The organism is Candidatus Eremiobacteraceae bacterium (assembly GCA_036511855.1).
In the GTDB taxonomy this organism is placed as follows: Bacteria; Vulcanimicrobiota; Vulcanimicrobiia; order Eremiobacterales; family Eremiobacteraceae; genus JABCYQ01.
Genome location: DATCBN010000088.1, coordinates 38,751 through 50,327 on the forward strand (window position 1 = coordinate 38,751; position 11,577 = coordinate 50,327).

13 protein-coding genes are annotated in these 11,577 nt (G+C 59.3%); 7 read left to right on the forward strand and 6 right to left on the reverse strand.

Annotated features, from left to right (window positions below; all coding sequences use genetic code 11):
* Nucleotides 1-419: 419 nt before the first annotated feature.
* From VII69_11175 to VII69_11205, 7 genes are all read left to right on the forward strand, one after another.
* Entirely contained in the window at nt 420-1,238 is an 819-nt protein-coding gene (locus tag VII69_11175) for a kelch repeat-containing protein (protein ID HEY5095670.1), read from the forward strand.
* A gap of 231 nt (nt 1,239-1,469) precedes the next feature.
* Nucleotides 1,470-1,742 (forward strand): DUF4242 domain-containing protein, encoded by a 273-nt coding sequence (locus tag VII69_11180; GenBank protein ID HEY5095671.1) that lies wholly within the window; start codon nt 1,470-1,472, stop codon nt 1,740-1,742.
* 23 nt (nt 1,743-1,765) lie between these two features.
* On the forward strand, nt 1,766-2,428 hold the full coding sequence (locus VII69_11185; protein HEY5095672.1) for a peroxiredoxin: 663 nt from the start codon (nt 1,766-1,768) through the stop codon (nt 2,426-2,428).
* Between the two features lie 91 nt (nt 2,429-2,519).
* Nucleotides 2,520-3,293, forward strand: a complete 774-nt coding sequence (locus tag VII69_11190) for a CPBP family intramembrane glutamic endopeptidase (GenBank protein ID HEY5095673.1) — start codon at nt 2,520-2,522, stop codon at nt 3,291-3,293.
* Nucleotides 3,294-3,494: 201 nt separating this feature from the next.
* Nucleotides 3,495-4,667, forward strand: a complete 1,173-nt coding sequence (locus VII69_11195) for a hypothetical protein (GenBank protein ID HEY5095674.1) — start codon at nt 3,495-3,497, stop codon at nt 4,665-4,667.
* Nucleotides 4,668-4,911: 244 nt separating this feature from the next.
* A complete protein-coding gene (locus VII69_11200) occupies nt 4,912-5,562 on the forward strand; it encodes an energy transducer TonB (protein HEY5095675.1) in 651 nt (216 codons plus the stop codon).
* 230 nt (nt 5,563-5,792) lie between these two features.
* Nucleotides 5,793-6,287: a hypothetical protein gene (locus VII69_11205; GenBank protein ID HEY5095676.1), complete on the forward strand. Its 495-nt coding sequence runs from the start codon at nt 5,793-5,795 to the stop codon at nt 6,285-6,287.
* A gap of 54 nt (nt 6,288-6,341) precedes the next feature.
* Here VII69_11205 and VII69_11210 read toward each other — a convergent pair whose 3' ends face one another.
* The 6 genes from VII69_11210 to VII69_11235 form a co-directional block, all read right to left on the reverse strand.
* Nucleotides 6,342-6,809, reverse strand: coding sequence for a DoxX family membrane protein (locus tag VII69_11210; protein ID HEY5095677.1), 468 nt, complete (start codon nt 6,807-6,809; stop codon nt 6,342-6,344).
* Nucleotides 6,810-7,129: 320 nt separating this feature from the next.
* The gene (locus tag VII69_11215) at nt 7,130-8,119 is read right to left on the reverse strand and encodes an alkaline phosphatase family protein (protein HEY5095678.1); all 990 of its coding nucleotides are present in this window, start codon (nt 8,117-8,119) and stop codon (nt 7,130-7,132) included.
* Complete coding sequence (locus tag VII69_11220) at nt 8,059-8,553, reverse strand: YqeG family HAD IIIA-type phosphatase (protein HEY5095679.1); 495 nt, start codon at nt 8,551-8,553, stop codon at nt 8,059-8,061. Before VII69_11220 ends, VII69_11215 begins: the two co-directional genes overlap by 61 nt.
* Before the next feature lie 20 nt (nt 8,554-8,573).
* The gene (locus tag VII69_11225) at nt 8,574-9,485 is read right to left on the reverse strand and encodes a lipid kinase (GenBank protein HEY5095680.1); all 912 of its coding nucleotides are present in this window, start codon (nt 9,483-9,485) and stop codon (nt 8,574-8,576) included.
* A gap of 111 nt (nt 9,486-9,596) precedes the next feature.
* Nucleotides 9,597-10,601 carry a hypothetical protein gene (locus VII69_11230; GenBank protein ID HEY5095681.1) on the reverse strand — a complete coding sequence of 335 codons (1,005 nt, stop codon included), beginning with the start codon at nt 10,599-10,601 and terminating at the stop codon, nt 9,597-9,599.
* A 40-nt stretch (nt 10,602-10,641) separates the two neighbouring features.
* Nucleotides 10,642-11,577: hypothetical protein (locus tag VII69_11235; protein ID HEY5095682.1), on the reverse strand; the 936-nt coding region annotated here is incomplete at its 5' end.

The following is an 11,577-nucleotide window of genomic DNA, read 5'->3' on the forward strand; positions in this document are numbered from 1 at the left end:
CGACGCTCGTCTCGTCGTGAGGCAAAGAGATCGCCGATGGCGGCGTCCGAGCGCGCCGTTCCAACGAGTTCGCGCTCGCTCTCGAGAGCGATGGCTAGCTACTCGCGAACACCGGTGCGAAAAGCGCTCCAACATCCGCACATGGTGGTCAATACCTAATCGAAGCATAGGTGTGCACGCGCCCAACGTCACATCTAGCGTCACCCCAGTTTTCTGGCTCGTAATCGCTCATGACGGGGAGTTACGCTTTGCGTCGTCAATCTGCCAGTGTTTACGCCACGATTGTTGTCGCGTTTATCTCGGTCGGCTCCGGTTGCTCAAGTGCCTCGAATCCGATTCTGGCTCCTCATTCTACTGCGGCCGGCATCGGAAAGATACGGCATTCCGTCGGGAGCGAGAGCTGGACCACCAAGGCACCCATGCCGACGGCGCGCCTTGCCTTGGCAGCGGCCGTCGTCGTCGGCACGCTTTATGCTGTTGGCGGATCAGACACGAACAACGAAATCGTGAACACATTTGAGGCCTACGATCCAGAGACGGATACGTGGACTACCAAATCACCGATGCCGAAAGCGCGCGTTTATCTGGCCGCATGTGCCATCAGCAGAATTCTCTATGCGGCCGGAGGTGCGGATAAGAGAGGCGCTTCGGACGCTCTTTTTGCATATGACCCTGTGACGGATGCCTGGACGAAAAAAGCGGACATGCGACATAAGGTCTCCGGCCTGGCGGTTGGCGTCGTTCACGGCGAACTCTATGCCGTCGGCGGCAACAACGGGAACCAAGTCTTCAAAACGGTCGAGGCGTACGACACCGCGGCGAATACTTGGACTACCGAGAATCCAATGCCGACCGCGCGTTGGGGTTTAGCCGTGGGTGTCGTTAACGGTATTTTATATGCCGTCGGCGGATTGGGAAGCAGAGGTCCGCTGAATACGGTTGAGGCATACGATGCCGCGACGAACCGCTGGACGTCCAGAGCCGCTATGCCCACGGCGCGCTTTGGGCTAACGGTAAGCGTCACGAATGGCAAGCTCTATGCCATCGGCGGTGAAGGGGTCGGGAACTATTTGGATACGGTAGAGGCATACGATCCCGCGACAAACACTTGGACCGCCAAGGCTGCCATGCCGACGGCGCGATTCGCGCTCGCCTCAGGCGTCCACAATGGCACAATCTATGCAGTCGGCGGCTATAGCGGCGACGTCCTGAATACGGTTGAAGCTTTCAGGCCGTAGTTATGACCGATCGAATTACCACCGCCGCATTCTTGGGTCCTATGACCGAAAGCAATCAAATAGTACAGTCCTCCAAGGTTCATAATGTCCGCGACGCGCACGCACGTGCGATAATAAAAATCTCGTTAAATCGGCCGCATCGAACCCGGGATGCATCGGGCCACGCAACGTGGAAAAGACCGCGCACCGAAAAATAACTTCTCACAAGACAACAAACCGGAGGATATTCCGATGCCGCGATACTTAGTCGAGCGCAGTTTTCCGAATGGGTTAGAAATCCCAATGTCCAATGAAGGTGCGACGGCGTGCTTAAATGTCGTCAAGAACAATCTTCATGAGGGCGTCTCTTGGGTTCACTCATACGTCTCGACCGACAAGAAAAAGACGTACTGCATCTACGACGGGCCGGACGAGAAGGCGATCCGGATCGCGGCAGAGTCGAACGGGCTGCCGGTTGACACCGTCAGCGAGGTGAAAGTACTCGATCCGTATTTCTACCACTAGGCATTACTTGACGGAGATTCGCAATGGCACTCACGATTGGCAGCACGGCCCCCGACTTTGAAGCCGAGACCACCGAAGGCAAGATCCACTTCCACGATTGGATCGGCGACGGCTGGGCGGTGCTGTTCTCGCATCCAAAGGATTTCACGCCTGTCTGCACCACCGAGCTCGGCTACATGGCGAAAATAAAGCCCGAGTTCGACAAGCGCAATACCAAGATCATCGGCTTGAGCGTCGACCCCATCGACGATCACGCGCGATGGTCCGCTGATATCAAAGAGACACAAGGATATGCGCCCAACTATCCGATGATCGGCGACACCGATCTCGCGATCGCGAAGGCTTGGGGAATGCTGCCTGCGGAAACGTCAGGCGACGCATCGAAGCGCACGGCGGCCGACAACTACACAGTGCGAAACGTGTACATCATCGGTCCGGACAAGAAGATCAAGCTGATCCTCGTCTATCCGATGACGACCGGCCGCAACTTCGACGAAGTGCTCCGCGTGCTCGATTCACTTCAGCTCACCGCGAAGCATAAGGTTGCAACGCCGGTCAATTGGAAGAACGGCGAGAACGTGATCATCGCCGGTTCGGTCTCGAACGAGGAAGCGAAGCAGACGTATCCGCAAGGCTGGGAATCGCCGAAGCCCTATATTCGCATCGTGCCGCAACCGGGGAAATAGCGAGCGTCTGCCAGGGGCGGTAAAAGTGCCACTCGACTGCCATCGCACAAGACTTAGATAGAGCGGTCGCTAACTGCGCGATATGCGCAATGTGATTCGACCTCTGTCGGGTGTTCTGATCGCAATCGCGATCACGGCGACAATGGACGCGACGGGCCTGACTGTATTCAGCGCCCTTCCGCTCTTTCCACTGATGGCGCTGTTTTGGTACTTGGAGCGGCTGCCCCGCACCAAAGTGGGGTTCGTCTGGGGACGATGGGCCGACTACGGTCTGGCTGTCATTTTCCCATTGATCGTGCTGAGTATAGCGGCGGCGATCGCCGTGATGGCCGGTCAAACGCATACCGCAAGCACCGATTGGGGAAAGGCCGTCCTCAATGTGTCGATAAACGCAGCAGGCACGATACCAGTCGCCATTTTAACGGAGGAAGGTTTTTTTCGCGGATGGCTGTGGGCGTCACTCGAACGCTCCGGTTTGAAAATATTGAACATCGTCGTGTGGACAAGCGTGGCATTTGCGCTGTGGCACATTTCCGAAGTCACGTTGGCCAAGGGCTACACATTGCCACCCACTCAAATTCCGATCTTCATCGCGAATGCTGCCGTCTTGGGCGCCATTTGGGGACTCCTACGTGCTATTTCCGGCTCGGTGATCGTGACAAGCGTGAGCCATGGCCTTTGGAACGGCGGCGCATATGCTTTATTCGGCGTTGGAACACGAGTCGGGGCTCTCGGAATCGCGGACAAGGCGACCTACGGCGTTGAGGTCGGAATCGTGGGCTTAGTGCTGAACGTCTTGTTTGCCGTCGCGCTTTGGCGGTGGTGGATGCTGCAAAATCAATCGAGCCCGAACCCCGCTCCATAGTCGGTAGACCCGAGAGGCGTGCAAGGCCACTGGACGGTTCAGTACACGCCCGGGCTCTAAGCTATTTTTCCGTGCAAGACTCCCAACGTCCATTTCGGACGGATGACGGACGCATGGATGATAGACTCCGTTGCGTGTCGGCCCTCGAGACCATTTGGTATCGTAAATTATGCCGCACATCTTTAACGTGAGGAGAATCCAATGCAGTTCAAATCCATTCGTCCGGTTCTCATGGCGGCGGTAGTCGTCGCGGGTTCTGGCATTCTCGCGGGCGGACTTGCTCTCGGGCCGGCACACGCGGCTGGCAATCAATCGCAAGTCAACCCGATGTCCGTCACCAACTGCAACAGCGGTAACCCCTGCAAGACGTTCAGCAACTCAGGCATCGGCGCCGGCGTCAAGGGCAGCAACACGAACAGTTCGCCGTTCAGCTCCGGCGTCATCGGATCTTCGACCAAGAATGGTAACGGTGTATCGGGCTTTGGCGTCAACGGCTTTGGCGTCAACGGCGTTTCGTCTAGCTCGACCGGCGTCTCCGGCAGCAGTTCGTCGGCATGGGGCACCTTCGGCTACAGCACCAATGGCATCGGCGCTGAAGGTCAGAGCGTGAACAACATCGGCGTGGAAGCATTTTCCAGCGGACCGTCCGAGGGGCTCCTCGCAGCCAGCGGCAGCGGCGACGCGATCGTTGCCATCTCCGAAAGTTCTGCTACGGCTGTGGCTGCACTTGGCGGCACGGGAGACGCGATCGACGCCACCACGTTCGGCGGCATCGGCATTTATGCGAATAACGGCAACGGCAACGGCGGAGACATCAGAGGCACGTACATCGGATCCATGGGTCGCGCTCCGGCGGGAACCGGCGGATTCCCGCTCGTGGCGACCGACCTGAACGGCAACGACCTGATGTTCGTGAACGGCAACGGCGATCTGTTCTACCACGGCGGTCTCAGCAATTTCTCCAAGACGCGTGATGGGAAAATCGCGGTAGGCTTCGGCACGACGACGACTTCGCCCACGGTCGAAGACAACGGCACGGCACGGCTCGTCGGCGGCGTGGCCACCGTCCAGCTCGACCCGACGTTCGCCAACTCGATCGACATGAGCAAAGCGTATCAAGTCATGCTCACGCCCGATGGCGACACGAAAGGCCTGTACATCGCAAGCAAGAGCCCGACCGGGTTCGTCGTGCGTGAAACGCAAGCCGGAAACGGAACGCTCAACTTCGACTATCACATCTACGCGCCGGCACTCGGACAAGCAGGGAAGCGGATGGCCGAGATGACGACCACGCAAGCGCAAGCGTTCATGCCACACGCACAAGCGTTCACTCGCCCGGTTCCCAAGGTGAACATCTCAGTGCGCCCTCACTAGCGCCGCGCTAGACTACATAAACGGGGCTGCCGCAAGGCGGCCTCGTTTTCTTCGTTGTTGCGAACAGAGGCTCGAAAATGGTCGCGGAGAAGACGACGTGGTGCACAACTTAAGACGGAGATACATCCTCGCGAGTCTCGCCTTCGCCGGAATTTTGGCCGGCCCAACGGTTGCGAGCGCCGATTGCGCTGTCACCGTGTCGAGCTTGTTTGCGCTCGGATCCGATTCCGCGAAGTCCACGACTGTGTACGGTTTCAATATTTCGAGGAGCGACGGTAAAGCAATTGATGCGCGGATCGCAGCGCTTGCGTCGGACGGCAGTCAATTGCAGCAGTTCGAAGTTCAAGGCGCCATCCCAACTGTAAAAGCGAAACCGAACGAATGGGCGGGTTTAGCATTTTCAATAGACGGCGGATCGCTTTCATCAATTGAAGTCACTGCAGAGTCCGAGCCGGGCAGTGACGAAGTCCGCCCATGTTCGGCGGCTGCGGTAGGTATCCAAAGGGATATCGCACCGGCGAGAGGAGCAACTCCGGCCGGCCACGGCGACTTGGGCGCGCTCGAACTAAGCGGGTCACTGGTACCTGCATTAAACGCGGTCGCCGCGGTGGATGTTGTTTTCACGCGAGTCACAACAATGACTGCGCTGGCCTATCCGTCCAATGCAGTCAACGCCGGACGTCAAGGTCAGACGATCGTAGGAGTTACGATCGACATCGATGGACGTGTAAGAGATGCCGAAGTGCTGACGTCGTCGGGCGTGAAAACGCTCGACGATGCTGCAATTGCTGCAGCCCGAAGTTCCATTTACAGCGTGGCAACAATGAACGGTTTGCCGGTCGTCAGCCACTTTTCTGCTACGTATGAGTTCCGGATCGATAACAACCGCAGATAAAGTCTGGGCTAGTTCGCTTGATGCGCTGACGATTTGTCTACGTGACTGATACAATGTCCGCAAAATGCGGCACATGGTCGCTCAGCCCGGAGTCGATCCACTCGCTGCGGGAACCGATCCCAACCGTCATCCGGTTATCAACAAATTTTTTAGGCACGAGTCCTCGCGAGTCATCCCGTAGCGCAGCTGCGCTCGGCGGAGAACGCGGCGGTCGCCGCTAAGTTACCGTCGTGCCTAAGAAACGCAAGATCAAGAAAGAGCCGCCGCGATGGAAATGGATCGACGGCTGGCGCGCCGCAGCAGGCTCCGCTCTGTGCGTTGAGGGGATTTTAGCGGGCGGCAACCGGCCGTGCATGCCGTCGTTAGACACAGACAAATTGATCGGTCTCCTGCTTTCGATGAACGCCGTCGGGATCGCCGAGCTTTACGGTCTCTTCGCGGCAGTACCGGCATTCATCGTCGCGGCGAGTCCTATGTCGCTCGGTATAGATCCAAAGAACCGCAACACAGTGATCATCGTGCTTGCCGTCTTGACGCTCTCGTTTCAACTCTTCGTCAGTCTTATGGTTTGGCTTCCGCTGTTGGGCGTCGTGATCGGCTTGCTCATTAGGTGGTACCCATGGGTACGGCAACGCTGGTTGCTGTCGGCGCTCTTCGCAGCCGCCGCGTTCGGAGTCATACAATTTTCGGGACTCCAGTACGGTCACATCCATTGCGGGCCGTGAGCACCTGAATCGGACGCTTCGGCGAAACGAACGAACGGCGGTCTCGTCGGATTTTCAGACGCGATCGCGTGCGGCGCCGCCCCGGACCGTCGCACCGATCACGATGCCTGCGCTGATGAGCACGAGATTCTTTATGATGTACTGTCCTACGAGGGTCGGCACGAACGGAATGGATTCAAAGGTCTGCGACGGGAAGAAAAACAATGGGAGCAGCGTTCCCAACATCTGCGCGAAAAGCAAGAACAATGTGACGCGTTTGGCGACGCCGGCGATCAACCCGAGACCTATCAGACATTCCCACGTCGCCAAAATTGGAAGACTCACGTGCGGTCCGATGTGGCCGAAGGTCAGCACGAGAATTGTATCGCTTGCCATTTTCTCGGCCGGGCTTTGATTTGGGAAATATTTCAAGACGCCGAACCAGAAAAAGACGATGCCAAGACTTAGCCGCAAAACGGTGATGCCGTTAGCGGCCATCCATTTGACGATCGCGCGGTCTATTTTGTCGAATGTGGCACTCATGCAAACAGTATACCCCGAAAACGGAGACATGCCGGGGCGGTGAAGCAAAAGTTTTCGACGAAAAGGTCATGGAGGCATTCGCTCCGCGCCGGCGTGTGCCGGTCAAGCCACCGTCAACCGTCACGCCTATCGCACCACTTTCGTGGACATGGGCGGATCGAGATCACCCTGGAACTTGATACGGAAGTTCGCACGGTCGACGTGCCGGCCGATCTCGCAAAAGTTCTAGGCAAACGTCGATAGGATTCAAGCGGCGAAACAAATCGAGACGCGCGTGCGCCGTATAGAACAAGTCATCGGCAAGGTTCAAGAACGTGCGGCTAGCGCGCCGGCCCGGCGGGCTGCCTCCAAACATCCTCGATCGGCGCCACATTAGCCGAGTATCCTAAATACGGCAAACCGTAAAAATCTTCGACGGTTCGGAGCACCCGGTAGTCGTCTACCGGTTCGTCGTAGACGCCCGGCTTCACGTCCGCACCGATGAAGATCAGCGGAATGCTGTTGCCCATCAGCGTGTCGCTCTCGTCCCAGGCGATAATGACCAATGAATTGTGCGATTGCACCCAATCGATGAGCGGCGCGACGTTTCGACGGAGCCACGCGTCACCGGCCGCGATGCTGCCGGTGTGCATGTCGTGGGCGAGATTGGGGATGACGAATGCGACCGTCGGCAATCGATTCAGACTCGGCAACGCAGCAAATGCAAGGTTGTCTGCCGCCGGCACATCGCTGAAATTGACCCAGGGCGAATGCTTGCGGGCGTATCCTTCGTTCAGCTCACCGCTGAAGCAGCCGGCAAATCCCGGATGCGGCAGATCTTCGGAATATCCGGCAAACGAGAACCCGGCGGCTATCAGCGCGCCTCCGAGCGAGGGTTGCGATGGCGGGAGGTCCTTCTCCGGACAAGAATCCGCGTCGGCGTTTGTCCGGCCCGTGAACAACGCGATATAGTTCGGCTGACTTGGATGGGCGACGCCCGTCGCTTTCGCGAACAAGGCGGCTGATTTCGCCAGTCCATTGAGATACGGAGCCTTGCTGCTGCCGATGATCGTCGTGTCGGCTTTGTTCTCCTCGATGACGAAGATGACGTGCGCCGGCCGGGGGAGCGTCGCGCGAGGTACGCTCGATCCGACCGGAATCAGCGGGGGTAGTTCGGTCGGCTGCGTGTGACTGCCATAGTAGTTCGCGAGCGCGAGCCAGCAGACGATCACAGTCGCCACCGAGATCGCCGCGATGGTCCACCGTCGCTTCACTGAGGCCGCTTGATGGTCTGCCGGAGCATATAACGTTCCATCGCGCGGATCGGCCACATCGCACGATGCTCGTGAGGAACGATAGGCTCGGTCAGGATCGCGCGGATGCCGAGCAGTTTTGCAGCGAGGACGTCGGCGAACAGTTGATCGCCGATGACCACGGTCTCTTTTCGCCGGACGCGTAACTGCCTGACCGCGCGGATGACGCCGAACGGAAGCGGCTTGAGCGCAGTGTGCACGAACGTGATGATGCCAAGAAGCGTGGCCACGCTCTTGACCCACGCGCGCACGTTATTTGATACGATCGCGATCGCGAAGCCGCGATCGAGCGCCTCGCGTACCCAGGCGGCCACTTCGGGCGCCGGTTCGAGCAGTTTCCAGCCGATGAGCGTATTGTCGAGGTCGATGACGATTCCGCGAATACCTTCGGCGCTCAGCTCCTCTAGCGATATCGAACTGACGTTGCGCACGATGCGAAACGGTCTCATCATCTGGCGCGGATTTCGGAATCTCATACCGGAGCGTCGACCGGCGGAACTTCGACCGGCGGAGCCGGCACGAAGACTGCGACCGCGCGGGGAACGACTTCGAAGACAGCGGGTGTGGCGGTGACGATCTCTCCGTCGGCTTCGATACGCTTCGGCCTGTGCGTTCGTACTTCGAATCGCTTGCCGTGCGTGGTATGGACGCTTCGCGCCTCGTCGTAGCGGCGCTGCAGCAACGCCCTGAACGCGTCGAAATACGTCCATCCATGTTCGAATCCCACGCTGTAAAAGTCAAGCAGGCGGTCGTCGATCTCGGCTTCGTCGCTTGCGACAAATCCGCCGAAGTTGCGGCTGTTTCCCAGCGTGAGCTGGAGGGTCTTGACATCGAATTCATCGCCGCCGTCCACCCGCACGTGCGCGCGGAACCGGTGCATCCTGAAAAGCAAAACGACCGCATTGTACAAGAGCGCCAGTATGCCAAAGCGAGCCTTCGCTTCGCTGGTCAACGCGCGGCAGAGCGCCACGCTCAGTCCAACGCTCGCTTCATTGAAGAAGTAGGCGTCGTTGACGCGCCCCACATCGATGCGGCGCGAATGCCCTTGGGCGATCACGTCGCACGCCTCATCCAGGTCATTGGGAATGCCAAGAGTCTTTGCCAGATCGTTCGCCGTGCCGAGCGGCAGCAATCCAAGCGGGAGATCGGTGCCGACGAGACCCTGAAGAGCCCCGTTGAGCGTGCCGTCACCGCCGCCGACGATAACGCAGTCGACGTCATCGCGGTGTTCGCGAATGGCGTTTGCGATGGCCGACCTGCTTCGAATGACCGACCTGACGACGTCGATATCGCGGCTTCGAAGCGCTTCGAGCACGCGCTGGACGTTCGGCGCGACGCTGCGCGCCTTTGCGTTGAGGAATACTAAGGCGCGGCGCCTAGCCACCGGCGTCTTAGGAAGAGCCTCGCCAGCATGTCCCAAATCCTGCGTGGTCTGCACGCCATGCTTGTTCCCAATCGAGGGGGTGAGTAACCGCGAGGCGCTCGTCGCGGGTGGTTAGTGGCTCATCGCGTTAGAAATCAAGACCGCCCATTTCGCCGGATGCGCCGGCCCGCCGGGCAGAGCGTTGAAGTATTCCCAAGCGAATACGCCGCCGAAATCCGGATACTTCGCGACGAGCTGTTTCACCGTGCTCTTGACCGTGATGATCGGAAGATAGCCGGATCCATCCGACGGATTGGCAATCGTGCCCGCGACAGCGAGATCGGCAGGGTAACCATGAGCGACCACTTTGTCGTAGTCGGTCGTGGAGACAAGCGAGCCGAATCCGCTGTAGAACTGCGCGTCGAACCACGCGATGTCCGCGCCTTCCGGGCTATGGTAGAGTTGATCGTAATTGAAGCCCGAAAGATTCGCGCCGCCGGATAACGCCGACGACACCGGCGCCAGCGTGATGAGGAATTTCTTGCCGAAGTCGGTGTGCAGCCTCCCGATCAATTTTCGGATGTCAAAGAGCGAGACCGACTCTTCGACATCTAGATCGATGCCGTTCAACTTGTATTGCACGATCGTCTGTTTCAGGATCGGATAGAATATCTTCCATTGTCCGAACAGGTCCTTGTACGAGCCCTGCGCCGCGCCGCCGAGCATCATCCGCGCGGTCACGCCGTAGCCTTGAAGGGTGGCTACTTCCGGCCACATGACGTCGAAGATCGGATCGCCGGGTGGATTGTCGTTCAGATGGATGTAGGGAGCCCCTTGGTTGTCGTAGCCGAGATGAAAGGCGGCGACGATCAAATCGGTGACGTACGGTTTGTTGTTGGCGGGGTTCAGCTTCGTCCAGATCGGCGACAAGGAGAGGTAGTTTCCCTGACTATATTGCGTCTGATAGTAGTAGATGACGCGTTTCGACGCTACCACAGACGGCGGGACGAGCATCGCAGGCCGCGATTGCGCTGCCGAACGCTCGTGAACTGCCGGAGTCGTGGCGCTCGAGCACCCGCCGGCGGAAATAGCGCAAAGTAGCGCCGCTGAAATAGCGATGCGATTCGATGATCTCATCGGTGTTGAACCTCCGTCGTGGACGACTAGGCGGCGGTTATTACGCAGGCCCGGCGGCAGTTCCCACTCGTGCTGAGTCCAACGTGCTGTCGTGCGCGGTCCGGCGCGAGAGCTCGTCGGCAAGGTCTTTGACCTGTTGCCGCAACTCTGGCACTGCGGTGGACTCGTACAGCATTCCGCGGCGCAACGATCCGATGGCGTAAATTCGGGGCGAGGCGCATCCGTCTTTGCCGACGACCGCGCCGGCGCCGTCGACATCGATCCCGAGTCCCAGCGCATCGGGCCGGATCGCGTCCCCGGCGATGAGATTGCGCCACAACGGATCGTTGGAGCGGGCGTAATCGCCGCGGGGACCGGTGCAGTTCACAACGAGATCGGCACTGACGATGACCGCGTCACCTTCCACGCGACGCACGAAGCTTGCGACCGCACGCCCCGCGCTTTCCGAGAGCGAAGTGAGGCGGCCGGCACGCACGTCGAGTAAGCCAGACGCCTGCATGCGTTTGATCGCTGCGTCGACCGCGGGGGCAGCGCGGTGGCGGTGGATTTCCCAGAGCGGACGCGCGTGCCGGAGAAAACGCTTTTTGGCATTTGGCGAGAGCTCTCGCCAGACGCGCTGCGTATGCGGCCGAAGCGCATCGAAGACCGATCGCCAGTCGCTTCCCTTCGCTTCAGCGTGCCGCACGTGCATGCGCACGGAGCGGCTGATGTCGACGATGGATTCCCGACCGGTGAGCGCGCCGAAATCACCGTCGTACGGCGGAGCCGCACGGTGCACTTGCGGCAGGCGCCCGCGCCGCGAGAGCATCGTCACCTGCGCGTGCGGATTGCGCGCCTGGATCGTCAGCGCGACGTCGATCGCCGTGAGCCCCGAGCCGACAAGCAACACCTTGCGCACCGCATCGATCTTTTCGACAAGCGCACGGCCCCACGGATCGCGGACATAGACCGGCGAGCGCAGGAACGAAGGGCTCGC

What these genes read in the sequence shown, in the direction of transcription:
- VII69_11230 (HEY5095681.1), bottom strand. Translation starts at nt 10,601, where the DNA reads ATGAGATCATCGAATCGCATCGCTATTTCAGCGGCGCTACTTTGCGCT.
- VII69_11180 (HEY5095671.1), top strand. Translation starts at nt 1,470, where the DNA reads ATGCCGCGATACTTAGTCGAGCGCAGTTTTCCGAATGGGTTAGAAATC.
- VII69_11185 (HEY5095672.1), top strand. Translation starts at nt 1,766, where the DNA reads ATGGCACTCACGATTGGCAGCACGGCCCCCGACTTTGAAGCCGAGACC.
- VII69_11175 (HEY5095670.1), top strand. Translation starts at nt 420, where the DNA reads ATGCCGACGGCGCGCCTTGCCTTGGCAGCGGCCGTCGTCGTCGGCACG.
- VII69_11210 (HEY5095677.1), bottom strand. Translation starts at nt 6,809, where the DNA reads ATGAGTGCCACATTCGACAAAATAGACCGCGCGATCGTCAAATGGATG.
- VII69_11220 (HEY5095679.1), bottom strand. Translation starts at nt 8,553, where the DNA reads ATGATGAGACCGTTTCGCATCGTGCGCAACGTCAGTTCGATATCGCTA.
- VII69_11195 (HEY5095674.1), top strand. Translation starts at nt 3,495, where the DNA reads ATGCAGTTCAAATCCATTCGTCCGGTTCTCATGGCGGCGGTAGTCGTC.